Genomic DNA, 24215 nt, shown 5'->3' with positions numbered 1-24215 from the left:
GTCGGAGCGCGCCCTCGGGCTTGACCCGGGGGCGGTTAACGACAGATCATCCGCCCAACAAGAAAAATGGCGGCGGCGCAGATGTGCTGCCGCTGTTTTGTTGGAGCATGATCCGGAAAAGTGGGCACCGGCTTTCCGATGAGATCATGCTCAAATCATAAAGATAGAGCGGAATGACGAGTCATCACGCTCTAGGCCCAGAGTTTTAAGGTTCATGCTCGTCCTCGTAGAACAATCGCTGAACGGCCTGCAGTTCGGCCTGCTGCTGTTCCTGCTGGCAGCCGGCCTGACGCTAGTGTTCGGCATCATGGACTTCGTCAACCTGGCGCACGGCTCGCTCTACATGATGGGCGCCTATTTCGCGGCGACCTTTGTCGCCTGGACGAATAGTTTTGTGCTCGGCATATTGCTGGCGCTCGGCGCCACGCTGCTACTGGGCATCGCGCTCGAATTCATCGCACTGAGACATCTCTACGGCCGCGATCATCTCGATCAGGTGCTGGCGACCTTCGGGCTGATCCTGTTCTTCAACGACGCGGTGCGGCTGATCTGGGGCCCCGCCGGCCTGTCGCTGCCGCTGCCGGCCTGGCTGACCGTCCCGGTGCAGATCGTCCCCGGCGTGTTCTATCCGGCCTACCGGCTGTCGATCATCGTGGTCGCGCTGGCGGTTGCGGCATTGCTTTATATCGTGGTGATGCGGACCAAGATCGGCATGCTGATCCGCGCCGGCGCCTCCAACCGTGAAATGATCGGCGCGCTCGGCATCAACATCAAGCTGTTGTTCACGCTGGTGTTCGGGCTTGGCGCGGCGCTCGCAGGCCTTGCCGGCCTGATGCAGGCGCCGATCCTGACCGTGCAGATCGGCATGGGCGAGAACATCCTCATCCTCGCTTTCGTCATCATCGTGATCGGCGGCATCGGTTCGATCCGCGGCGCGTTCATGGCCGCGATCTTCGTCGGCATGATCGATACGCTCGGCCGCGCCTTCCTGCCCGATCTCCTGCGCACCGTGCTGAGTTCCGCCGCCGCTTCCACCGCCGCGCCGGCGCTGTCGTCGATGCTGATCTATCTCCTGATGGCCATCGTCCTCGTCGTGCGGCCGGAGGGGCTATTTCCGGCTGCCAAGCGATGAAATCTCACATCAACGCCCGCAACGTCATCGTGGCGCTCGTCGCGCTTGGCCTCACCTTGCTGCCGGCCTATTCAGCGCTGACCGGCAACATCTTCATTCTGACGCTGTTCACCCGCATCGTCATTTTTGCGCTGGCGGCCGCGAGCCTCAATCTCATCATGGGTTATGGCGGCATGATGAGCTTTGGTCACGCCGCCTATCTCGGCATTGGCGGCTACGCCGTGGGCATCCTCGCCCATGAAGGCATCGGCTCCGGCTTCATCCAATGGCCGGTCGCGCTGGCGCTGTCAGCGCTTTATGCGCTCGTGATCGGTGCACTCAGCCTCCGCACCCGCGGCGTCTATTTCATCATGATCACGCTCGCCTTCGCGCAGATGGCCTATTACATCGCCTCGGGTCTCTCTCGCTATGGCGGCGACGACGGCCTCACCATCTACAAGCGCAGCACTTTCGGCGGCCTGATCGACCTGTCGAACCGCGTGCAGTTCTACTACCTCTGCCTTTTCTGCCTGTTCGGTGGCGTCTATCTGATCTGGCGCATCGTCAATTCCCGGTTCGGTATGGTGGTGCAGGGCGTCCGTTCCAACGAGCAACGCATGCAAGCGATCGGCTTTCACGCCAACCGATATCGTCTCGTCTGCTTCGTGATCTCCGGTACGATCTGCGGCCTTGCCGGGGCGCTGCTCGCCAACAACACCGATTTCATCAGCCCGGCCGGGATGTACTGGACCCGCTCCGGCGAACTCATGGTGATGGTGGTCTTTGGCGGCATGGGCTCGCTGTTCGGTCCCGTCCTGGGGACCATCGTGTTCCTCCTGCTGGAAGAAATCCTGTCGCAATTCACCGAATATTGGGCGCTGATCATGGGCCCGCTATTGCTGCTGATCGTGCTGTTCGCGCGCGGCGGCATCATGGGCCTGCTCGGGAGGTTGAGCCGTGGCTGATCCTCTGCTCCGCGTAGAAAACCTGGTCCGAAGTTTTGGCGGCATCAAAGCCACCGACAATCTGTCGCTCGATGTCGTGCCGGGCGAACTGCATGCCATCATCGGTCCCAACGGCGCCGGCAAGACCACGCTGATCAGCCAGTTGACCGGACAGTTGATGCCGAATTCCGGCACCATTCACTTCGCCGGCCGCGAGATCACGCGGCTGCCGCCCTATCAGCGCAGCCGGCTTGGCCTGGCGCGCTCGTTCCAGATCACCTGCCTGCTGCCGGATTTTACCGCAGCCGACAATGTCGCGCTCGCAGCCCAGGCGCATGACGGCCACTCGTTCCGCTTCTGGGGCTCGGCGCGCAAGGAGAGGCATCTGCGCGACGCGGCGCAGGCGGCGCTCGCGCGGGTAGGGCTCGCCCGGCGCGCCGAAGTGCTGGTGTCGGAATTGAGCCACGGCGAACAGCGCGAGCTCGAACTTGCGGTGGCGCTCGCCACCAAGCCGCAGTTGCTGCTGCTCGACGAGCCGATGGCCGGCCTCGGCGTCACCGAATCCGCGCGCATGGTGGCGCTGCTGAAGGAATTGCGGAAGGAAGTCACCATCGTGCTGGTCGAGCACGACATGGAAGCGGTGTTCGCGCTCGCCGACCGTATCACCGTGCTGGTTTATGGCTGCGTGATCGCCTCGGGCGATCCAGACGCCATCCGCAACAATGAGGAAGTCAGGCGCGCCTATCTCGGCGACCAGCATGTGGTGGTTAGCCATGGCTGAATCGAAGATGGCTGAACCCCTGCTCGAAGTTGAAGGGATCGAGACCTGCTATGGCCTCAGCCAGGTGCTGTTCGGCCTGTCGCTGAAGGTTCAATCGGGCGAGATGGTAGCCCTGATGGGCCGCAACGGCATGGGCAAGACCACGACCATCCGCTCCATCATGGGCATGACGCCGGCTCGCGCGGGCACGATCCGCTTCGCGGGTGAGCAAATGCGCAGCCTGCCGTCCTACAGAATAGCAAAACTCGGCATCGGCCTGGTGCCGGAAGGCCGCCAGATCTTTCCGAACCTGACGGTCTACGAGAATCTGGTGGCGGCTTCGGGCAACCGCTCAGGCAATCCCGATCCCTGGACCATCGACAAGATCCACGCACTGTTTCCGAAGCTCGCCGAGCGCAGCAGCAACATGGGCGTGACGCTGTCCGGCGGCGAGCAGCAGATGCTGGCGATCGGCCGCGCGCTGATGACTAACCCAAAACTCCTGATCCTCGACGAAGCCACCGAAGGCCTCGCACCGCTGATCCGCGAGGAAATCTGGAACTGCCTGTCGATGCTGAAGGGCCGCGGCCAATCCGTGCTCGTCATCGACAAGAACGTCGCCAACCTCTCGCGCATCGCCGATCGCCACTACATCATCGAGCGCGGGCGAACGGTGTGGACGGGGACGAGCGAGCAGTTGATTGCGGAGCCGGACCTGCAGCACCGGTATCTCGGGATTTGAGGGAATCCGTAGGGTGGGCAAAGGCGCTTCGCGCCGTGCCCGCCATCCATCCAATTGCGCGCTTGATGGTGGGCACACGTCGCTTTGCCCACCCTACAATTCCGTGCTCGTCGCCGTCGTTGCGAGCCAACGGGTCGCGCGAATGCGCGCCCGATGACAGGCTCCGCGAAGCAATCCATAGCCCCGCAAGCGTAGAGATGGATTGCTTCGTCGCTCCGCTCCTCGCGATGACGGAACAAGCGGAGAGGCGTGCGCCGCCCTCAAAACATCTCGAAATATTCGCGGTGCTCCCAGTCCGACACTTCGGCCTGAAACCGCTCGATCTCCGCGTTCTTGATGTGGACGTAATAGTCCACGAACTCCGCGCCCAGCGCTTGCCGGAAAAACGGATCGTCCTGCAGCGCGAACACCGCCTCGCGCAAACTCTTCGGCAACAACGCCGCCTTGGTCTCATACGGTGCATCCGCTGACGGCCCCGGATCGAGCTTGCGATCGACGCCGTCGAGGCCTGAGAGAATCTGCGAGGCCATGTAGAGATATGGGTTTGCCGCGGGCTCGCCGATGCGGTTTTCCAGCCGTGTGGCCGCATCGCCGGGACCGCCGAGCACGCGGATCATGACGCCGCGATTGTCGCGGCCCCAGATCGCGCGGTCCGGCGCCAGCGAATAGGAGCGGTAGCGCTTGTAGCCGTTGATGGTCGGCGTCGTGAACACGGTGGATGCGCGGGCGTGCTCCAGCAGTCCCGCGAGATAGGCGCGTCCAAACGGGCTCAGCACCTCGTCGTTGTCGCCGGCCATGAACGCACTCTCGCCGCTCGCGCGCGACACCAGCGATTGATGCAGGTGCCAGCCGGAGGCGAAGACATTGGGCAGTTTCGGCCGACACATGAAGGTTGCGTGATAGCCGTGGCGGCGCGCGATCTGTTTTACGGCCGATCTGAACAGCACCATGTTATCGGCGGGCGCGAGGCCCCTGGCCGGCTGGAAGGTGAATTCGCACTGGCTCGGCCCGAACTCGACCTCGACCGAGCGCAGCGGCAGCCCCAGCGACAGCACGTCGCGGCGGATGATTTCCAGCGCCGGCTCCATCTGATCGTAGCGCTGCTCGGTGAGATACTGGTAGCCGTGCGACAGCAGGCTCACCGATGGCGGGCGTCCAGGCTGGCCGGCATCCTCCGGCGCCATATGCGCGTCGTCGAGCTTGAAGAGATGGAATTCAACCTCGAGGCCAGCCACGAAATCGTAGCCGCGCTGCCCGAGCTGATCGATCACCTTGCGATAGAGATGCCGCGTGGCGAACGGCACCGGGCGGCCATCGTTGAAATAGAGATCGCACAGCAGCCAGCCGGTGGTCGGCGCCCACGGCAGCACGCGAAACGTGGTGGGGTCGGCGACCATCAAGACGTCGGCGGCGCCTTCCATCTCCTTCATGCCGAACCCGCCGCCGGCGGTGAATACAGGAAATACCGTCTTGTGCGAGGTGTCCTTGGCGAGCATGGTCGTGGTGATGGAGCAGCCGCTTTCCAGCGAGGCGATCGCCTCGCTCGCGACCAGCGCCTTGCCGCGGAGGATGCCGTGCTGGTCGGGGAATGACAGGCGGATGACTTCGAGGTTTTTCTCCTCGACAATCCTGCGCAGGCTGCTCGCGGCTTCCTGCTGCTCCCCAGACCACAGCCCGTGACGTTTCACAAAACTCAACGCGTCACTCCCGCGAGTCTGATTTGATGCATTGAAATCGTGCTATATCCGCCGTCATTGCGAGGGGCGAAGCGACGAAGCAATCCATATCTCCACGCGCGGCGCGATGGATTGCTTCGTTTCGCTCGCAATGACGGGAAGAGACCATCACTCCGCCGCCGACAAATGCCGGATCTTGCCGGCAATCTCGGCCGGCACCGGCGCGGCCCATGGCGCGCCGCGGCGGCGCTTGACGTCGATTTCCATCCAGTAGATTTCCCAGCCCTGCGTGGGCCCGATACCGTCCATGGTGGCAGGACCCTGAATGCTGCGCGCATGCGCCGCGTCGAGGAACAGCATCGGCTTCTCGCCGCCGACCACCTTCTCGATCTCCTGCCGCAGCAGCCGGCGATACTGCACGATCGCCTTGTCCGATTGTCCCAGATGCTCGTTGGTGCGGTCCTGGATCGGTCCCATCGATTCCACCGCCCACTGGTCGTGGACGTTGATGTCGGTCCCCATGCCGGTATAGGTCGCGGTCGCCTGTTCGTGCGGATCGAAGCCGTAATCGTTGCTCTTGTTCTTGCGCGACTTGTAATCCGGCAGCTCATAGAGCTCGAGGCGCTGGTCGCGCATCTTCTTCTTGTCGGCCGGCGTCGTGTAAGAGGTGAAGATCGCGTACCAGTAGCAGTTCTCGTCATCGATCGGCACGTGCCACTGCGTGATCGTCATCTCCGTGCTCATCGGGATGACGAAGCCGTGCGGAAAAAGCTGGTTGGTGACGCGCACATGCGTGCGCTCTTCGTCGAGTTCGCGCAGCGCGATCAGGCGCAGGCCATACTCGGTATGTTCGACGTTGATGATCGGGTTGTCGTATTCGCGCAAGATCTTCGTCATCGGCATATCGCTGCCGGCGGACGCGCCGCGGAACTGCTTGCCGTAGGCGGTGGAAGTGTCTTCGTCCTCGAAGAAGCGGTGCAGGAAAGAGGCGTGCGCCGGATCTATGCCGACTTCCAGCGCCTGCAGCCAGTTGCAGTTGATGTGGCCCTTGAACGCAAAGGTATGGCTGTCGGGCGCCACAAAACAGTCGATCTCCGGAAACGCCGGCGGTTCGCCTTCGCCGAGATAAGCCCAGAGGATACCGCTCTTCTCGACCACGGGGTAGGAGCGCTGCTTGATGCCTTGGCACAGCTTTGACTCTTTCGGCTCCGCCGGCGTGTCCAGGCATTGGCCGGAGACATCGAACAGCCAGCCATGGAAGGCGCAGCGCAGTCCGCCATTCTCGAGCCGTCCGAACGCGAGGTCGGCGCCGCGATGCGCGCAGTGGCGATCGATCAGGCCGTAGCGGCCTTGATCGTCGCGAAACAGCACGAGATTTTCGCCGAGCAGTTTGACCGGGCGAACCGGCCGCGATCCCTGCAGCTCGTCGACCAGCGCCGCCGGCTGCCAGTACATCCGCATCAGCTTGCCGCATGGGTCCTTGCGACCGGTGCGGGTGATCAGGTCGTTCGCTTCCTGGCTCATCATGGCGATGATCTCCGGCGGCTGGATTTGTTCGTCTATTGAACTTTTGTGCGATTTTAGCGTAGGCTTGGCGTGAGGCAAGCGGATTGTGGAGGCAGCTATGCCCAAGCTTAAGCGCGCGGCGGACACTGACAACCGCAGTGCGACCGATTTCGTCGAAAGCCTCGACCGCGGGCTGCGCGTGCTCGAAATATTTGGCGGCATTCGGCATCCGATGACGCTGAGCGACCTCGCCAAGGCGGCTGAGCTGCCGCGCGCGACCGCGCGGCGCATCCTCTTCACGCTCGAACGCGCCGGCTTCGTCGCAACTGACGGCAAGCTGTTCCGCTTGACGCCGCGCGTGCTGGTGCTGGCGTCAAGCTATCTCGCCTCCAGCCATGTCGTCTCCGTGCTGCAGCCGGCGTTGGACAGGCTGTCGAGTGAGGCGCAGGAAATCTCGTCGATGGCGATCCTCGACGGCAACGACGTCGTCTTCATCGCGCGCGCCAGCCCGACGCGAATCTTCTCGTCAGGCATCGATATCGGCTACCGGCTGCCGGCGTTTTGTACTTCGGTCGGTCGTGTCCTGCTGTCGCGGCTGGCCGACGACGAACTGGCCGCCGCGCTCGACCGGACGGAGCTTGCGCCGCTGACGCCGTTCACCGTCACCGACAGGAAGCTGGTCCTAAAGACGATCATCGCCGATCGCGCGCAGGGTTATTCGCTGGTCGATCGCGAAGCCGAGCCGGGTTTCCGTTCGGTCTCGGTGCCGGTCCGCCGCTACGACGGCGCGATCATCGCCGCCATCAACATGGGCGCGCACGTCGACCGCGTGTCCGCGGAAGAGATGGTCGAGAAATTTCTGCCGCGCCTGCGCGAGGCGGCGGCGTCGGTCAAATCGATGCTGGTGTGATGCGATGATTGTCCGATCTGAAACGCCCGGCGACATTGCGGCCATCCGCCTCGTTGAAGAAGTAGCGTTCGGTCGGTCAGCCGAGGCCCAGTTGGTCGACGATCTTCGCGCGGCAGGAGATTCAGTTTACTCGCTGGTTGCCGTTGATGACGGAACGGTCGTTGGCCACGCGCTGTTCTCGAGGATGAAAGCGCCGTTTCCCGCGCTGGCGCTCGCACCCGTAGCGGTACTGCCTGAATATCGGCGGACGGGTTTTGCCAGCCGGTTGATCCGCCAGGGAATAACCCGCAGCGAGACCGCCGGCTGGCTCGGAATTTTTGTCCTCGGCGATCCCGCGTTCTATCGGCGTTTCGGGTTCGATGTTGGCAAGGCGAGCGGTTTTTTCTCGCCTTATGCCGGACCGCATCTGATGGTCCTACCGCTTGGAAAAAAAGAACTTCCGACAGATACGGGAATCATTGCGCATGCTCCCGCCTTTGCGAAACTCGGATAGGCAACAAATGCGTCTGGAGGCCAGAACCGGCTGCCGTAAATCCTCGACCCCATCCGCTATGCCGGAGATTCCATTCCGATCTGAGCAAGGACATCAATCGCATGGAACGGAAGGTCCCCTCCGCGTCCCGGTGTATATCGCGGACGATGCCTTCCTCGACGAATCCGTTCTTCAGATAGGCGCGATAGGCGCGTTCGTTGTCTTCGAATACGAAGAGCTCGACACGATGCGCGCCCAGATCGTCGAAGCAGATTTTCAGGAGAGAGTGCAGGAAGCGTGAGCCGATGCCGTGCCCCGCATCTTGCACAGCGATACGGCGAAGCCGCAGGCATTGATTCTCGCTTCCGATGTTTTGCAGGATCGCAAATCCCGCAATGTCGGCTTCATCGCGCGCCAGATAATATCTGCAGGACTTCTTCTCGATTGCCGCGGCGTGCTGCTCGGCGTCCCACCGGCCGACGAGGCGCGCATAGCCGTCGCCGCGCTCGATGCGCATCATCATTGGGATGTCTGATCTGGATGCAATTTCGATTTTCATGCCTTCACCGTGGACTACGGACTTTTCATGCGGGAACGTTCAGCCCGAAATGTTCGACGATTTGCTGCGCAGTCACGTCCGCCGGATTGATCCCCGTATCCAGCTTAACGCAATCGGGCCGCGGCACCGCCGTGAAGTCGTGGCTGTCGAGAAATCTGGTGAGGGCTTCCTCTGAAGTCATCTTCCGCCGCGCTACCCGGCCGGGATTGCCGACCCGTTTCATCGCTTCTTCGCGCGAACAATGCAGGAAGACCGGCAGCAACTCGCCGCGGTGCCGCTGCACGATCTCCTCGAAATTCGCGAACTGGACGCGATCGTCCGGCTCGGCGTAGCAGAACGTCATCACCAGCAGCGGTACGCCGTTCGCTGCTGCGGCATTGAGCGCCGACGATCTGACGTCGTGGACAAGTTCCCAGAATCCGGGTGCGTCGAAGTCGAAGACCGTACGTGCAAGATCGATCGCCGCATGATTGTCCATCAGCCGGCCCGGCACCATCTGGAGCAGAGCGTTGGCGACCGTCAGCTTGCCGACCGCGGGTGAGCCATGGAGGAAAAGCAGCTTCATGCGCCATCAGTATCGCGAACAGGCCCGAAGTTCGAGGGCACCCGGGCTAATGCTTGAATGCCGCGGCGATCGCCTCGAATTCGGCGACGACCTTCGGCGTCACCAGATAGTGCAGGATGCCCGCAACCGTCAGGCTGACGGCCATGGCGACGAGCGTGTATTGTAGCCGTCGCTCGCATGAAGCTTGTGCGATGGTTAGCGGTCGCGCTCGCCGTCGGATGCAACCGTCGAGCGCGTACCCTCGGCTTGGTCGAAACAGCCGTTTACGAATGGCGCTTTCGTCGAAGCGATCAGGAGGCCGCGCTGCGCAGGCCGAACGTGTGCTTGTCGTGCAGCACCGGCGCGACCGCATCGCTCAGCCGCGCCGCCGCCGCATCGACGGAAAGCCCGGCGGTATCGACCACGGCTGACGCCCGCGCATAGAGCGGTTCGCGGCTGACCAGGATGTTGCGCAATTCCGCCATCGCGGAACGATCGTCGGCCATCGGGCGCAAATCGCCCTGGCGGCGGACGCGGGCCATGTGCTCTTCCGGCTCGGCCTTGAGCCAGATGGTGTAGAACGACGACAGGATCAGGTCGAAGGTCAGCGGCTCGGAGACGATGCCGCCGCCGGTCGCCAGCACCATCAGCTCTTTCCGCGCCAGCAATTGCGTCAACGCCGCCTGCTCCATGCGGCGAAAGCCTTCCTGGCCGTAGAGCGCGATGATCTCGGCGACGGACAAGCCGTTCTGCGCCTCGACTTCCTTGTTGAGCTCGACGAATTTCCAGCCGATCTTCTTCGCCAGCATCCTGCCGAGGGTGGATTTGCCGGCGCCGCGCAGGCCGATCAGGGCGATGCCGGCAAACGAAATCCGCCGCTGCGCCGATAGGCCGCCGCCGGCCAGCGCATCCTTGGCCTGCGCGATCTGCGCCGGCGTTGCCTTGCGCAAGAGATCGCGGATCACGGCCCAATCCGGCGCGGGCTCGGCCGAGGGAATGAGATCTTCGAGATGCGCGCCCATCGCGTTCGACACGCGTCGCAGCAGCACGATCGAGACGTTGCCCTTGCCGCTTTCGAGCTGCGCGATATAGCGCTCCGAAATGCCGGAAACTTTTGCGAGCACTTTTCGCGACATGCCGCGAAGGGCGCGCATGGTGCGCACACGCTGGCCAAGCTGCTCGAGAAAGCCGGATTCGGGGTCGCTGGCCTCGGTCATTTCCCTCGTTCGGCATTGCGGCGGGGTGAACGGATTTCGGAAACATAATGCCGATGAGGATTGACAGCAAGCGTAGCCGGTGTCTTTGTATGAATTATAATTCTTAAAACTCAGGGGAGGAGCGTCGTGAGCGGCACGTCCGGTTCGTACAATGCGGTGACCTGGCTGCTCGACCGCAATGTCGAGGAGGGGCGCGGCACCAAGCTCGCCTTCACCGACGCCGTCGCCGAACTCACCTATGGCGAGCTGCAGCGGCAGACCCGCCGCGTTGCCAATATGCTGCGCCGGCTCGGCGTCCGCCGCGAAGAGCGCGTGGCAATGATCATGTTCGACACCGTGGACTTTCCCGCGGTGTTCCTCGGCGCGATCCGCGCCGGCGTCGTGCCGGTGCCGCTCAATACGCTGCTGACGTCGGAGCAGTATGCCTACATTCTCGGAGATTGCCGCGCGCGCGTGCTGTTCGTTTCCGAAGCGCTGCTGCCGGTCGTCAAGGATGTCGTCGCGCGGATGCCGGACCTCGAGCATGTCATCGTGTCGGGCAAGGACGCCCACGGCCACAAGAAACTCTTTGATGAACTCGCGCGCGAGAGCGATACGTTTGCGACCGCGGCGACGCATTCCGACGAGCCGGCGTTCTGGCTGTATTCGTCGGGCTCGACCGGCATGCCCAAGGGCGTGCGGCATCTGCATGCCAATCTCGCCGCCACCGCGGAAACCTACGCCGAGCAGGTGCTCGGCATTCGCGGGGACGATGTTTGTCTCTCTGCGGCAAAACTGTTCTTTGCCTATGGACTCGGCAATGCGCTGACGTTTCCGATGTCGGTCGGCGCTTCCACGGTGTTGCACACGGAACGGCCGACGCCGGCTGCGATGTTCGCGCTGATGAACAAGTACAACCCGACCATCTTTTACGGCGTGCCGACGCTGTTCGCCGCGATGCTCAACGACGAGACGCTGAAGGACGCGCGCGCCGGCAATCGCTTGCGCATCTGCACCTCCGCCGGCGAAGCGCTGCCGGAATCGGTCGGCAACGCCTGGAAGGCACGCTTCGGCGTCGACATTCTCGACGGCGTCGGCTCGACCGAGCTGTTGCACATCTTTCTCTCCAATGCGCCCGGCGACATCAAATACGGCTCCTCCGGCCGTCCGGTGCCCGGCTACAAGGTGCGGCTGGTCAATGAGGCCGGCGCCGAGGTGGCAGATGGCGAGGTCGGCGAATTGCTGGTCGATGCGCCGTCCGCCGGCGAGGGCTACTGGAATCAGCGCGCCAAGAGCCGTTCGACCTTCGAAGGCCACTGGACCCGCACCGGCGACAAATACACTCGCGATGCGGACGGCCGTTACACGTTCTGCGGCAGAAGCGACGACATGTTCAAGGTTTCCGGCATCTGGGTCTCGCCGTTCGAGGTCGAGAGCGCGCTGATCACCCATCCGGCCGTGCTCGAGGCCGCCGTCGTGCCCGAAGCCGATCCCGAAGGATTGTTGAAGCCGAAAGCCTTCGTCGTGCTGCGCGCCGGCGTCAGCACCGATGGACTGCATGAGGCGCTGAAGGAGCACGTCAAGCAGAAGATCGGCCCATGGAAATATCCGCGCTGGATCGACGTGGTGGACAGCCTGCCGAAGACGGCGACGGGGAAGATTCAACGGTTCAAGCTGCGGGATGGCGAGACGGCGAAGGTATGATGGACTTGTCTTTCGAAGTGCAAAGTGTTGCCGCAAGCGGCGCTCGTTCCCTCCCCGCTTGCGGAGGAGGGCTAGGGAGAGGGGTAAGCCGCAAAGGCGGTGCGCGTGGCTACCCCTCTCCCCAACCCTCCCCCGCAAGGGGGGAGGGAGCTCACCGTGCCGTGCTGGGAGGGGAGCGGTTACAATGACAACCCTTACTCCCCAGGGCTTCCTCACGGTCGGCGCCTCCCATCTCGAATACCGCATGATCGGCCTGTCGCCCGAGCACGCGCCTGTTATCGTGATGCTGCATGAGGGGCTCGGCTCGACCGGCCTGTGGGGCGACTTTCCGGACAAGTTGCAGGCCGCGACCGGCGCGGGCGTATTCGTCTATTCGCGCGCGGGCTACGGCGCATCGACGCCGGTAAAACTGCCGCGCCCGCTTGACTACATGCATGTCGAGGCGCTCGACGTGCTGCCAAAATTGCTCGACAAGATCGGCTTTCGCCGCGGCCTGCTGCTCGGCCATTCCGATGGCGCTTCGATCGCGGCGATCTATGCGGGCTCGCATCAGGATCACCGCGTGCAGGGCCTCGCGCTGATCGCCCCGCATTTCATCGTCGAGGATATTTCGGTGGCGTCGATTGCGAATATCCGGAGCGCCTACGAGACCACGAACCTGAAGGGCAAGCTTTCGCGCTGGCACAGGGACGTCGATAACGCCTTCTATGGCTGGAACGGCGCATGGCTCGATCCTGATTTCCGCAACTGGGATATTTCCGAATACCTCGCCTATATCCGCGTGCCGGTGGCGATCCTGCAAGGCGTGGATGACCAATATGGGACCATGCGTCAGGTCGAGATCGCTCGGGAAGAGTGCTATTGTCCGGTCGATGTGACGGTGATTCCGGGCGCGGGACATCAGCCGCATCGTGAAGCGCCGGAGGCGACGCTCGATGCGATTTCGGATTTCGCGAAGGCGGTGTTGCACGTCGAGAATGGCTCGCAAGGACGGGCCGCGTAGCGCATTTTCTCCTGCGCTTGCCGAAGCGCTGTTCGGATGACCGCGCCGCCCTCAGGCATCGGTCATCTGCCGTTGCCGCGATGGGCTTATGTGCCCGGACAGTCCAAGGAAGCCGCCGCCGATTACGACACGCTGGCACAGATCGCGGCGCTGGTGCCGGCGCGCTTCCAGGGCTACGTGCCGGCGCGCCACCCGGCGCTGCGCTACGGCATGGCGCTCAACGACCACGGCTACTTCTGGGAATCGCAGGAGATCCTGGAAGCGGTATGGGCGGCGGCGCCGCAGGGCGGCCGCGAGCGGATTTTGCTGCGCGCCTGCATCCTGATCACGACCGCCAATCTGCGGCTGCGCATGCAAAAGCCGCACGTCGCCGTCCGGCTATTCGGTGAAGCGCTCGGCGAACTCGAGGCGCTTGGTATGCGCAATGTCGGCGGCGCCGGCTTTGCCGACAGCTTTCCGGTTGCGGCCCTGGCGGGCCTCGTCAAGGCCAAACTGGAGCAGCCGCAGCTCGCCAAGGCCGGTTGCGTGGCCTTCGCGGCCGCCGGCCGAACATGAAACAAAATGCATGTTTCGGTGGTTTAGGCTAGACTCAATCAGAAACATGCATTATTGTGCATGTAACGAACCAAACAAATCCTGAGAAAACGACAACAGAGGGTGGCTCATGGCCGGTGAAGATCGCGTCCTTGCGGGGGGAGCGAAATACATCGATTTTCAAACCGATCCGTCGCGCTACCGCCACTGGAAACTGGCGGTCGAGGGCGAGATCGCAACCCTCACCATGGACGTCGACGAGAATGCCGGTTTGTTCGAGGGCTATCAGCTCAAGCTGAATTCCTACGATCTCGGGGTCGACATCGAGCTCGCCGACGCCGTGCAGCGGCTGCGCTTCGAACACCCTGAAGTGAAAGTGGTGGTGATGCGTTCCGGCAAGAACCGGGTGTTCTGCGCCGGCGCCAACATCCGCATGCTGGCGGGGGCGACCCACGCCCACAAGGTCAATTTCTGCAAATTCACCAACGAGACCCGCAACGGCCTGGAAGATTCATCGCAAAACTCCGGGCAGCGCTTCATCACTGTCGTCAATGGCACCGCGGCCGGCGGCGGCTATGAGCTGGCGCTCGCGACCGATCACATCATCCTGGCCGATGACGGCGCCGCCGCCGTGGCGCTGCCGGAAGTGCCGCTGCTCGCGGTGCTGCCGGGCACCGGCGGTCTGACCCGCGTGGTCGACAAGCGCAAGGTGCGCCGCGACCATGCCGACTTCTTCTGTACCATCGAGGAAGGAATTAAAGGCAAGCGCGCCGTCGCCTGGCGGCTGGTCGATGAAATCGCGCCGAACAGCAAGCTCGAGGCCAAGGTCGCCGAGCGCGCCAAGGAATTCGCCGCCAGCTCGAAGCGCAACGGCATTGGCAAGGGCATCACGCTTGCGCCACTCAACCGCACCATCGACGAGACCGGCATCCGCTACGGCTTTGTCAGCGTCGACATCGATCGCGCGGCGCGCATCGCGACCATTTCGATCAAGGCGCCGGAGGCGGCGCCGCCTGATGATATCGACGGCCTGATCGGGCAGGGCGCGTCGTTCTGGCCGCTCCAGGTGGCGCGCGAGCTCGATGATGCAATCCTTCACTTGCGTATCAACGAACTCGAAATCGCGATGCTGGTGTTCAAGTCGCACGGCGACCCCGCCAATGTGGTCGCTTGCGACGCTTTCCTCGAAGCCAACAAGGCGCACTGGCTGGTCAACGAAATCAGGCATTATTGGAAACGGGTATTGAAGCGCATCGACGTCACCTCGCGCACGCTGGTGACGCTGGTCGAGTCCGGCTCCTGCTTTGCCGGCACGCTCGCCGAACTCGTGTTCGCCGCAGACCGTTCCTACATGCTGATCGGCTCACGCCAGGGCGACAACCGCCCGCCGCCGGCGATCCAGCTCACCGCGCTGAACTTCGGTCCCTACCCGATGAGCCACGGCCTGACCCGCCTGCAATCGCGCTTCCAGGCCGATCCGTCCGATCTGGAACGCGCGGAAGCCGCCATCGGCACCACGCTCGACGCGGAGGAAGCCGAAGAGCTCGGTCTGGTCACCTTCGCGCTCGACGATATCGATTGGGACGACGAGGTGCGGGTGTTCCTGGAAGAGCGCACCTCCTTCTCGCCCGACGGCCTCACCGGCATGGAAGCGAATCTGCGCTTCGTTGGTCCCGAGACCATGGAATCGAAAATCTTCTCGCGCCTCACGGCGTGGCAGAACTGGATCTTCCAGCGCCCCAACGCGGTCGGCGAAGAAGGCGCGCTGCGCCGCTACGGCACCGGCCAGAAGGCGCAATTCGATATGACGAGAGTCTAAGGCCGTGTCCCGGGCGCTGCGCGGCACGCTTATCACGCGGCTCGCAGAAGCCGGGACCCACCTCAGCCACCGAAATAGGTCCCGGCTCTGCGGTGCATCGTGAACAACGCTGCACCGCGTCCGGGACACGAGACCGAACCACGGGAGGCCCCAATGAATTACATGAACGTCGACTACTCGACCAAAATCCCTAACAACGTCAATCTCAGCGAAGACCGCCAGGTGCTGAAGGCGCTGGAGGGCTGGCATCCCGGTTACATGGACTGGTGGGGTGACATGGGGCCGGAAGGCTTTCAGCAGTCGCTGGTTTACTTGCGCACCGCCTATTCGGTCGATCCGCGCGGCTGGGCCAAGTTCGACTACGTCAAGATGCCGGAATATCGCTGGGGCATCCTTCTTGCTCCCCAGGAAGAAAATCGCGTCATTCCCTTCGGCGAGAACTACGGCAAGCCGGCCTGGCAGGAAGTCCCCGGCGAACACCGCGCCACGCTGCGCCGCCTGATCGTGATCCAGGGCGACACCGAGCCTGCCTCCGTCGAGCAGCAGCGCCATCTCGGCAAGACCGCGCCCTCGCTGTACGACCTGCGCAACCTGTTCCAGGTCAATGTCGAGGAAGGTCGCCATCTCTGGGCGATGGTCTATCTCCTGCAGAAATATTTCGGCCGCGACGGCCGCGAGGAGGCCGACGATTTGTTGCGCCGCCGCTCGGGCGATGCGGATTCCCCGCGCATGCTCGGTGCCTTCAACGAGGCGACGCCGGACTGGCTGTCGTTCTTCATGTTCACCTATTTTACCGACCGCGACGGCAAGATGCAGTTGCACAGCCTCGCGCAGTCCGGCTTCGATCCGCTGTCGCGCACCTGCCGCTTCATGCTGACCGAAGAGGCCCATCACATGTTCGTCGGCGAGACCGGCATCAGCCGCGTCGTGCAGCGCACCTGCGAGGCGATGAGGGCTGCCGGCATCGCCGATCCGACCGATGTCGCCAAGGTCCGCGCGCTCGGCGTGATCGACCTGCCGACCATCCAGAAGAAGCTGAACCTGCACTATTCGCTGTCGCTCGATCTCTTTGGTTCGGAAGTCTCGACCAACGCGGCGAATGCCTTTAACGCCGGCATCAAGGGCCGCTACAAGGAAACCCAGATCGACGACGACCACCAGCTCAAGAACGCCACCTATCCGGTGCTCAAGCTAGTCGACGGCGTGATCAAGCGCGTCGACGAGCCGGCGCTGACCGCGCTCAACATGCGGCTGCGCGACGACTACACGCAGGATTGCGTCAAGGGCATGCTGCGCTGGAACAAGGTGATCTCGACCGCGGGCTATCAGTACAAGCTGACCCTGCCGAATGTCGCGTTTCACCGCCAGATCGGCGAGTTCAAGGATGTCCACGCGACGCCCGACGGCGTCCTGATCGACGATGCCACCTGGAACCAACGCAAGGGCGAATGGTTGCCTTCATCGCAGGACGGCGACTTCATCGCCTCGCTGATGAAGCCGGTCACCGAAGCTGGCCAGTACGCCTCCTGGATATCGCCGCCGAAAGTCGGCATCGACAACAAGCCCGGCGATTTCGAGTACGTGAAGATCGAAACCTAGAGCATGATCCGGAAAAGTGGATACCCGTTTTCCGAAAAGATCATGCTCAAATCAAAGAGAGAGAGCGGGATGACGTTTCGAAGAAAAGTCATCCCGCTCTAAACCCCGCAATCGGGGAGCAGTAACATGGACCCCGACCGCGACCTCGAACAACTAAGTCGCGACCAATTGGTCGCGGAGGTAAAGCGCCTAAGGGCCGGCATCCGCGCGCACCGCGACAGCACCGGTCACGATCTCTGCTGGCATCATCCCAATCTCTGGGGTCTGCTGCCCGAGCGGCTTACGCCCGAAGTGGCGGTGCCACCCTGGCCGAAATTTTTGCGCGGCTGCCTGCGCTACCGCGAAGCGCTGGATCGCGAGTTGCCTGACGCGCCGAGTGCTGATTTCGAATATACGAAGGACGAGCCGTGAGGCCAGCGCAAACGGCGTCCTCAATGCACGCTGTCATCACCTGCGAAGGCGGGTGATCCAGTAAACACCAGCATCAATTGCAGGAGCGCCGCGATCCGCCATCACGGCCACGGCGTACTGGATACCCCGCTTTCGCGGGGTGTGACGACGGCGGCTTACCCCGCGATCTCAAGCCCCGCATTTGCGTAGACCACGCCGCCATCGACTGCGATGGTGTTGCCCACCACGTAATCGCCCGCGCGCGAGGCGAGATAGATCGCCACTCCCGCCATGTCTTCATCGGTTCCGATACGCCGCGCCGGAATGCGCTTTGCGACTTCATCCGAGTGGTCGCGCGCGGCCCGGTTCATGTCCGATTTGAACGCGCCCGGCGCGATCGCCGTGACATTGATATTTTCCTTGACCAGCTTCGTCGCCATGCGCCGCGTCAGATGGATCACGGCAGCTTTGCTCGCCGCGTAGGAATAGGTCTCGCTGGGGTTGACGAAGATGCCATCGACGGAGGCGATGTTGATGACCTTGGCAGGTCGCTCGGGTGATGCCGCCGCGCGCAATGGTTTCGCCAGCGCCTTGGTCAGGAAGAACAGCGACTTGACGTTGAGGTCCATGACCTTGTCCCAGCCGCTTTCGGGGAACTCGTCGAATTCCGCGCCCCAGGCCGCGCCGGCATTGTTGACGAGAATGTCGAGCTTCGGCTCCAGCTTGATGATTTCGCCAGCCAGCCTGTCGCAGCCTTCGACCGTCGAGATGTCGATCGGCAGCGCGATGCATTCACCATGATAGGCGGCGGTGAGTTCTTTGGCGGTCGCCTCGCAGGGACCTGCCTTGCGCGCGGTGATGTAAACCTTCGCCGCGCCCTGCGCGAGAAATCCGGCCGCGATCATCTTGCCGATGCCGCGCGAGCCGCCCGTCACCAGCGCGATGCGGCCGTTGAGCGAGAACAGATCCTTGAACATTGCGTTCCTCCATTTGCTTTGCCGGAGGTTTTGGGCGTGGGAGCAGGGCGAGTCAAGGACACCAGTTCGCTGGGTTCGCAGGGACGACGTATGGAGAGATCTCAGGCCGCGTCGATGCGGCGGAAGCCGTTCCACATCGCGGTGGCGGCGCCGGAGGTCAGGACCGGGATGATCCGTTCGTCCTGGTAGTTCCCGTTCAGCGAAACCCGCTGCAGCGCGGTCATGTGGCCGGCGCTTTCGGCGAAGATCATGCCCGGCCGCGTCGTGACTGCCGTCTTGAATCCCGCCGCCTTCGCCAGGGCGAATTCGCGCTGGCCCGCGGCGATCCGGTCGCCATAGGGATAGGCGAGATGAAGCACCGGCCGCTGCAACTTAGCTTCGATCCGCGCGCGGCTTTCGGTTAGTTCGAGCCAAGCCGTCTCTTCGCTCTGCCGCGCCAGACTGCAATGCGTGATCGTATGCGCGCCGATCGTCACCAGCGGATCGTCCGCGAACCCCTTCAATTCCTCCCAGGACATGCAGAGATCGCGGGCGATGAGAGACTCGTCGACGTCGTGGCGCGTGCATAGCGTGGAGATCTCGCGCTGCAGGTCGTGTTCGCCCGGAAGTCGGCGCAGCCAGTCGTGCACGCGGTCGAAGGCGGCCTGCTTGGCCGCCGGCGTCGAGCTATCGAGGCGGGTGGCTGTGCCGCCGATCGGGACATCAATCGAGGCAGTCTTGGCGATCGCTTTTTCGAGCGCGACCCACCACAACCTTCCGGTGCCTTCGGCGAAATCGCTCGTGACGTAAACGGTGAGGGGCGCATCAAACTCACGCATCACCGGCAAAGCGCAATCGCGATTGTCGCGATAGCCGTCGTCGAGGGTAAAGCAGGCAAAGCGCCGCGCGAAATCCCGCTTTTGGAGTCGCTGATGCACCTCGTCCATGGTGACGAGGTCGATGTCGAGCGCGCGAAGATGCGCGAGCATCGCCCGCAAGAACTCCGGCTCGACTTCGAGATGACGATTGGGTTGAAACTCACCGTCACGGCGTGGACGGACGTGGTGCAGCATGAAAATGACGCCGACGCCTGCGAAGATTGATCGCAGCAGGTAGTGCGCTCCGGAGAAGTACAGCGCTTCCAGCCCGGCGCGAATGACGGTGTTGCGAAGCTGTTTCATCGAGATGCGGGGCTGCCCGGTTAATTACGGGGACGAAACTAGCGACAGACGGCTGAAGAAACTGTTAGCCGGACCGATTTCCGTCTCCTTTCGCGCCTGCGACATTTCGGGTTTGACAGCCCCGCAAGGGTTTGTTTTCTCTCCGTTCCAGACCCGGCGGGAACTCGAATGCGCGGACTTTTCAGGTGGAGTAGCAAATGGTGGCCGGGTGTGATTCCGCTGGTCATCTGTTGGGCGATCGCGGCCTGGACGAGCACCGAACCGCTGGAAATCGACCTGGCGCAGCGTTCGGCCGCAGCCCTGAAGGGCACCATCCTCGATAAACGGCGGATCTCGGTCGAAGGCCGCGACGTGACCCTGGCCGCAGACGCGTTCTCGGAAGACGGCCGGCGAAGTGCGGTGGCGTCGGTGGAAGTGGTGCCAGGCGTGCGTTTGGTTAACGACCAAACCCGGCTCGTTCCCGAAGCCAAGCCGTTCGTCTGGTCGGCCGAACGCGACGTCGTCCGGGTAACGCTATCGGGGAGTTCGCCCCTGCCGGCGAGCAAGGGCCGGCTGATGGAGGCGGCTCGCGCCAGCCTCGGCGGCGTCGAGGTGGTCGACCGGACGAATCTTGCGCGCGGGGCGCCGCCGCGTTTCGACAATGCCGCGCTGTTGCTGCTCGACCAGATCGGCAAGCTGAAGGACGGCAAGATCACGCTGTCGGACACCACGGTCAGCCTTTCCGGCATGGCACGCGAACTCGGCGGCCGCGAAGCCATCGCCGCCGCGCTGAAAAACCTGCCGGAGGGTTTTTCGGTCGCAGCCAACGAGGTCAAGGCACCGCCCTACATTTTCCAGGCCTACAAGGATCCCGTCGCGGTAACGCTGACGCTGACCGGCAACGTGGCCGACCACAACGTCCACGCCGCGCTGGTGGCGGCGGCAGGGCGCAAGTTCTTCAGCGAAAAAGTCGTCGATAACCTCAAGACGAGCATCGGCGCGCCCGCAGGCTTCGCCAACGCGGTCGTATCAGCGCTCGGCGCGCTGTCGCGGCTGTCGACCGGTACACTCGTCGTCTCCGACCGCGAGGTGAAGCTGTCGGGCGATGCGCTCTATGAAGCCGCCGCCAGTCAGATCCGCGCCGGCCTTGGCAAGGACTTTCCGCAGGGCTGGCAATTCAAGCCGGAAATCTCCGTCAAGCCGGCCGCCGCGCCGGTGGATGCGACGGTCTGCCAGCAATTGTTTACCGAACTGCTCGGCAAGGCCCGGATCCGCTTCGAATCCGGCAAGGCCGACATCGTCGCCGATTCCGCCGGTCTGCTCGACCGCCTGATCGAAACCGCGTTGCGCTGTCCGGCCGCCAATATCGAGATCGCGGGACATACTGATACCGACGGCGATGAGGCGGCCAACCAGGCGCTGTCCGAGAGGCGCGCGCAGGCGGTCGCCGACTATCTGGTCAAGGCGGGATTACCTGCCAACCGGTTCAGCGCGGTCGGCTACGGCTCGACGCAGCCGATTGCGGGTAACGAGACCGACCAGGGCAAGGCGCAGAACCGCCGCATCGATTTCGTGGTGAAGTGAGCATGGCCTATCTGACCACATTCTACTGGGGCTGGCTCTTGGCATCGGTGCTGCTCGGCTTCGGCATGGGCTGGATATCCGTGGTTCAGCACGGCAAAGGCATCTCGCGGAAATGGCGGTGGGCGCTCTCGGCTTTGGTCGCGGCGCTGGTTGCAGCCGCGCTCGCGCGCGTCGTGCCCGGCCGTTTCGGCTACTGGCTCGATCTCGGCCTGATCATGTTCGCGCTCTACCTCTGCGGCTGTGCGGTCGGGTCATGGTTGCGCGACTGGGTAGTCTCGCGCAGCGCGCCGCCGGCATGACTGCATCATGAGCCCAGTTTTACCGCTGTCACTGTCACGGGTTGTTGACCGGTCCTGGCTATGGTCCGAAACCCCCATCGGGCGGCGGGAATGCAGCAAAACTGTGCTACCGCCGTCATCAACTACGCCTAATATGTTGAAGCAGCGCGTTTTATTGTCGTCAGGCGAATTCCACTCCGGCCCAAAACGCGCTACCAGAGGGGCAAGGGAGCCGCGTAGCGGCGGCGGGGTTCGCGCCATTGCCGTCGTCGCAGAAGCGCAATTCGAGGTGTAGATGCTGGAAGCAATACGCAGGGCAACTTCGTTTCTGCGCCAGAAACAGGTCCTCCATAAGCTCGGGGTCCTTATCAGCATCACGGTCATCGCCGTTGCGTGCTACGTGCTCTATCACATGCTCCGCGGCATCGACACCAACGAGGTGATCGACGCCATCAAGGGCACCGAGCCGCGGCGGATCGCGCTGGCGGCCCTGTTCGTGGCGGCGGGCTATTTCACGCTGACCTTCTATGACTGGTTCGCCGTCCGCGCCATCGGCCAGCACCATGTGCCCTATCGCGTCCGCGCGCTGGCCGCCTTCACCTCCTATTCGATCGGACACAATGTCGGCGCCAGCGTCTTCACCGGCGGCGCGGTGCGCTACCGGATCTATTCGGCCTGGGGGTTGAACGCGATCGACGTCGCCAAGATCTGCTTCCTCGCCGGGCTCACCTTCTGGCTCGGCAATGCCGCGGTATTGGGACTGGGCATCGCCTACCACCCGGAAGCCGCCGCCGCGATCGATCAACTGCCGGCCTGGCTCAACCGCGTTGCGGCGTTCGGAATCCTCATCGCTCTGGTCGGCTATGTCGCCTGGGTCTGGGCCCAGCCGCGCGGGGTCGGCCGCGGACCGTGGACGGTCACCCTGCCGGGCGGCCCGCTGACGCTCCTGCAGATCGCCATCGGCATCGTCGATCTCGGCTTCTGTGCGCTGGCGATGTACATGCTGGTGCCGGACGAGCCCGATATCGGCTTTGTCGTCGTCGCGGTCATCTTCGTCTCGGCCACGCTGTTGGGGTTCGCCAGCCATTCGCCGGGCGGGCTCGGCGTGTTCGATGCCGCCATGCTGGTCGGCCTCTGGCAGATGGACCGGGAGGAACTGCTCGCCGGCATGCTGCTGTTCCGGGTCCTCTATTATATCGGGCCTTTTGTCATATCTGTAATCTTGCTGACGCTTCGGGAGATTATCATCGGCGCGCGATCGAAGCGCCTGCGCCAGTTGGCGTCTGCCGCCGACCCCGAGCCGAGGCATGAGGCCCCCGTCTATGTGCGCGAGCGTGGAGACACCGGCGCCTGATGATGTGGCGGGCGCCTCGCGAATAGCGGAAGGGAAGCCTGCGTCCATGGCGATAGACGACTCGAACTCCTCCTCCTTCTTTGCACCGTGGCCGGACCGGTTGCGGCATTCGGCCATCATCCTGTTGGCCGCCGGACTAGCGCTATGCGCGCTGGTGCTGCTGGCCGATCTCTCGCTGGCGCGTGCAGTAGCGGTCTTCATCTGCATCGCCGCCGCAGCGCTGGTGCCGTGGCGGCTGCATGATACCGTCGGTTCCCGCGAGGATGTCCGCGCCGTCAGTCCGGTTGAATCGGCCGCCGTCAGCGCGGTCGTTGCCGGCATGCCGGACCCTGCCGTGCTGCTCGACCGCGCCGGTCGCGTCATTCATCTCAATGCGGCGGCCGCCCAGCTCGCGCCAGCGCTGCGCAAGAACGAACTCGCCCAGTTCGCGCTGCGCTCTCCCGAGATCATCACCGCATTGCGCGAGGCGATCGCGACCAGCGAGCCGCGCCGCGCCAACTATCTCGACCAGGTGCCGGTCGACCGCTGGATGGAACTGATCATCACGCCGGTACCGGTGCCGACGCTGTTCGGCGGCACAGAACGATGCATGCTGATGACCTTCCACGACCAGACGCCGCTGCGGCGGGTCGAGGAAATGCGCGCCGATTTCGTCGCCAATGCCAGCCATGAGCTGCGCACGCCGCTCGCCGCCTTGTCGGGCTTCATCGATACGCTGCAGGGCCCGGCCAAGGATGATGCCAAGGCGCGCGAGCGCTTTCTCTCCATCATGCATGCGCAGGCAACGCGGATGGCGCGGCTGATCGACGACCTGCTGTCGCTGTCGCGGGTCGAGCTGTCGGCGCATGTCCGCCCGGAAGCTTGTGTCGATATCGTGCCGATCATTCGCCAGGTCGCCGACGGGCTGGAGCCGCTCGCCAGGGAACGCCAGGTCGCGATCGAGATCGATCTGCCGGAGACGCCGGTCGCGATCGCGGGCGATCGCGAGGAACTGCTGCGGCTGTTCGAGAACCTGATCGAGAACGGGCTCAAATATGGCGCGTCCGGCGGGAGGGTGATCGTCTCGCTGAGCCAGGTCGCCTCGGGAGAGGGCGCGCCGGAAGTGCGCGTCAAGGTCCGCGATTTCGGCCCGGGCATTGCGCCCGAACATCTGCCGCGGCTAACCGAACGCTTCTACCGGGTCGATGTCGGCGACAGCCGCGCGCAGGGTGGAACCGGGCTCGGCTTATCCTTGGTGAAACATATTCTTAACCGCCATCGCGGCCGGTTGTTGATCGAAAGCGTGCCGAAAAACGGCGCCACCTTCACCGCCTGTTTTCCCCCGGCGAAACCCCCGGCGGCAAGTTAGAGCCCGGCCCTTCCGATGCCTTGATCCTGTCATCCCCTGGTATCACCTTGCGTTTGCAAGCACAGG

The 24215-nt window shown here is 63.4% G+C and carries 24 protein-coding genes; 17 read left to right on the top strand and 7 right to left on the bottom strand.

What is annotated here, in order from left to right; all coding sequences use genetic code 11:
• Window positions 1–214 precede the first annotated feature (214 nt).
• Genes CQ13_RS01515 through CQ13_RS01500 form a run of 4 tightly spaced genes read left to right on the top strand, consistent with a single transcriptional unit; the run spans window position 215 to window position 3557 of the window.
• Window positions 215–1132 carry a branched-chain amino acid ABC transporter permease gene (locus tag CQ13_RS01515; protein WP_057841242.1) on the top strand — a complete coding sequence of 306 codons (918 nt, stop codon included), beginning with the start codon at window positions 215–217 and terminating at the stop codon, window positions 1130–1132.
• On the top strand, window positions 1129–2076 hold the full coding sequence (locus CQ13_RS01510; RefSeq protein ID WP_057841241.1) for a branched-chain amino acid ABC transporter permease: 948 nt from the start codon (window positions 1129–1131) through the stop codon (window positions 2074–2076). The genes CQ13_RS01515 and CQ13_RS01510 overlap by 4 nt, the downstream gene beginning before the upstream one ends.
• Window positions 2069–2836, top strand: coding sequence for an ABC transporter ATP-binding protein (locus CQ13_RS01505; protein WP_057841240.1), 768 nt, complete (start codon window positions 2069–2071; stop codon window positions 2834–2836). The genes CQ13_RS01510 and CQ13_RS01505 overlap by 8 nt, the downstream gene beginning before the upstream one ends.
• Window positions 2829–3557, top strand: a complete 729-nt coding sequence (locus CQ13_RS01500) for an ABC transporter ATP-binding protein (RefSeq protein WP_057841239.1) — start codon at window positions 2829–2831, stop codon at window positions 3555–3557. Before CQ13_RS01505 ends, CQ13_RS01500 begins: the two co-directional genes overlap by 8 nt.
• A gap of 260 nt (window positions 3558–3817) precedes the next feature.
• Here the strand turns inward: CQ13_RS01500 and CQ13_RS01495 are convergent, their stop codons facing one another.
• Together CQ13_RS01495 and CQ13_RS01490 are read right to left on the bottom strand one after the other, a co-directional pair.
• The gene (locus CQ13_RS01495) at window positions 3818–5254 is read right to left on the bottom strand and encodes a glutamine synthetase family protein (RefSeq protein ID WP_057841238.1); all 1437 of its coding nucleotides are present in this window, start codon (window positions 5252–5254) and stop codon (window positions 3818–3820) included.
• 147 nt (window positions 5255–5401) lie between these two features.
• Window positions 5402–6760 carry an aromatic ring-hydroxylating dioxygenase subunit alpha gene (locus CQ13_RS01490; RefSeq protein WP_057841237.1) on the bottom strand — a complete coding sequence of 453 codons (1359 nt, stop codon included), beginning with the start codon at window positions 6758–6760 and terminating at the stop codon, window positions 5402–5404.
• 97 nt (window positions 6761–6857) lie between these two features.
• Here CQ13_RS01490 and CQ13_RS01485 point away from each other — a divergent pair, with 97 nt between their 5' ends.
• Window positions 6858–7649 (top strand): IclR family transcriptional regulator domain-containing protein, encoded by a 792-nt coding sequence (locus CQ13_RS01485; protein ID WP_057841236.1) that lies wholly within the window; start codon window positions 6858–6860, stop codon window positions 7647–7649.
• Window positions 7650–7653: 4 nt separating this feature from the next.
• The gene (locus tag CQ13_RS01480; RefSeq protein WP_057841235.1) at window positions 7654–8142 is read left to right on the top strand and encodes a GNAT family N-acetyltransferase; all 489 of its coding nucleotides are present in this window, start codon (window positions 7654–7656) and stop codon (window positions 8140–8142) included.
• On the opposite strand, the gene CQ13_RS46940 is transcribed toward CQ13_RS01480, so the two are convergent.
• Entirely contained in the window at window positions 8105–8539 is a 435-nt protein-coding gene (locus tag CQ13_RS46940) for a GNAT family N-acetyltransferase (protein ID WP_430649646.1), read from the bottom strand. The two genes, CQ13_RS01480 and CQ13_RS46940, sit on opposite strands and share 38 nt — an antisense overlap.
• Here CQ13_RS46940 and CQ13_RS45130 point away from each other — a divergent pair.
• Window positions 8432–8656 carry a hypothetical protein gene (locus tag CQ13_RS45130; RefSeq protein WP_245308977.1) on the top strand — a complete coding sequence of 75 codons (225 nt, stop codon included), beginning with the start codon at window positions 8432–8434 and terminating at the stop codon, window positions 8654–8656. The genes CQ13_RS46940 and CQ13_RS45130 overlap by 108 nt on opposite strands.
• A 49-nt stretch (window positions 8657–8705) precedes the next feature.
• On the opposite strand, the gene CQ13_RS01470 is transcribed toward CQ13_RS45130, so the two are convergent.
• Both CQ13_RS01470 and CQ13_RS01465 read right to left on the bottom strand, forming a co-directional pair.
• Window positions 8706–9245, bottom strand: coding sequence for a P-loop nucleotide/nucleoside kinase family protein (locus CQ13_RS01470; RefSeq protein ID WP_057841233.1), 540 nt, complete (start codon window positions 9243–9245; stop codon window positions 8706–8708).
• 290 nt (window positions 9246–9535) lie between these two features.
• Window positions 9536–10441: a helix-turn-helix transcriptional regulator gene (locus CQ13_RS01465; RefSeq protein ID WP_057841232.1), complete on the bottom strand. Its 906-nt coding sequence runs from the start codon at window positions 10439–10441 to the stop codon at window positions 9536–9538.
• Between the two features lie 126 nt (window positions 10442–10567).
• On the opposite strand from CQ13_RS01465, the gene CQ13_RS01460 reads away from it, so the two are divergent.
• The 6 genes from CQ13_RS01460 (at window position 10568) to CQ13_RS01435 (ending at window position 17490) form a co-directional block, all read left to right on the top strand.
• Window positions 10568–12124, top strand: coding sequence for a benzoate-CoA ligase family protein (locus CQ13_RS01460; RefSeq protein WP_057841231.1), 1557 nt, complete (start codon window positions 10568–10570; stop codon window positions 12122–12124).
• Between the two features lie 184 nt (window positions 12125–12308).
• Complete coding sequence (locus CQ13_RS01455) at window positions 12309–13127, top strand: alpha/beta fold hydrolase (RefSeq protein ID WP_057841230.1); 819 nt, start codon at window positions 12309–12311, stop codon at window positions 13125–13127.
• 36 nt (window positions 13128–13163) lie between these two features.
• Window positions 13164–13682 (top strand): DUF309 domain-containing protein, encoded by a 519-nt coding sequence (locus tag CQ13_RS01450; protein ID WP_057841229.1) that lies wholly within the window; start codon window positions 13164–13166, stop codon window positions 13680–13682.
• 109 nt (window positions 13683–13791) lie between these two features.
• The gene (boxC, locus tag CQ13_RS01445) at window positions 13792–15480 is read left to right on the top strand and encodes a 2,3-epoxybenzoyl-CoA dihydrolase (RefSeq protein ID WP_057841228.1); all 1689 of its coding nucleotides are present in this window, start codon (window positions 13792–13794) and stop codon (window positions 15478–15480) included.
• Between the two features lie 162 nt (window positions 15481–15642).
• Window positions 15643–17079: a benzoyl-CoA 2,3-epoxidase subunit BoxB gene (boxB, locus tag CQ13_RS01440; RefSeq protein WP_057841415.1), complete on the top strand. Its 1437-nt coding sequence runs from the start codon at window positions 15643–15645 to the stop codon at window positions 17077–17079.
• A 126-nt stretch (window positions 17080–17205) separates the two neighbouring features.
• Window positions 17206–17490 carry a hypothetical protein gene (locus CQ13_RS01435; protein ID WP_057841227.1) on the top strand — a complete coding sequence of 95 codons (285 nt, stop codon included), beginning with the start codon at window positions 17206–17208 and terminating at the stop codon, window positions 17488–17490.
• A 155-nt stretch (window positions 17491–17645) separates the two neighbouring features.
• On the opposite strand, the gene CQ13_RS01430 is transcribed toward CQ13_RS01435, so the two are convergent.
• A complete protein-coding gene (locus CQ13_RS01430; RefSeq protein WP_057841226.1) occupies window positions 17646–18446 on the bottom strand; it encodes an SDR family oxidoreductase in 801 nt (266 codons plus the stop codon).
• A 101-nt stretch (window positions 18447–18547) separates the two neighbouring features.
• Window positions 18548–19606, bottom strand: a complete 1059-nt coding sequence (locus CQ13_RS01425) for a polysaccharide deacetylase family protein (RefSeq protein ID WP_057841225.1) — start codon at window positions 19604–19606, stop codon at window positions 18548–18550.
• A gap of 168 nt (window positions 19607–19774) precedes the next feature.
• Here CQ13_RS01425 and CQ13_RS01420 point away from each other — a divergent pair, with 168 nt between their 5' ends.
• The 4 genes from CQ13_RS01420 (at window position 19775) to CQ13_RS01405 (ending at window position 24149) form a co-directional block, all read left to right on the top strand.
• Complete coding sequence (locus CQ13_RS01420; protein WP_057841224.1) at window positions 19775–21169, top strand: OmpA family protein; 1395 nt, start codon at window positions 19775–19777, stop codon at window positions 21167–21169.
• Window positions 21170–21171: 2 nt separating this feature from the next.
• Window positions 21172–21468: a hypothetical protein gene (locus tag CQ13_RS01415; protein WP_057841223.1), complete on the top strand. Its 297-nt coding sequence runs from the start codon at window positions 21172–21174 to the stop codon at window positions 21466–21468.
• Between the two features lie 274 nt (window positions 21469–21742).
• The gene (locus CQ13_RS01410; protein ID WP_057841222.1) at window positions 21743–22801 is read left to right on the top strand and encodes a lysylphosphatidylglycerol synthase domain-containing protein; all 1059 of its coding nucleotides are present in this window, start codon (window positions 21743–21745) and stop codon (window positions 22799–22801) included.
• A gap of 46 nt (window positions 22802–22847) precedes the next feature.
• Window positions 22848–24149: an ATP-binding protein gene (locus tag CQ13_RS01405; RefSeq protein WP_057841221.1), complete on the top strand. Its 1302-nt coding sequence runs from the start codon at window positions 22848–22850 to the stop codon at window positions 24147–24149.
• The last annotated feature ends 66 nt before the right edge of the window (window positions 24150–24215 follow it).

The sequence above is a fragment of the Bradyrhizobium retamae genome (assembly GCF_001440415.1).
In the GTDB taxonomy this organism is placed as follows: domain Bacteria; phylum Pseudomonadota; class Alphaproteobacteria; order Rhizobiales; family Xanthobacteraceae; genus Bradyrhizobium; species Bradyrhizobium retamae.
Note: the sequence above shows the minus strand (reverse complement) of the source record. Positions and strands in the feature narration are given on the sequence as shown.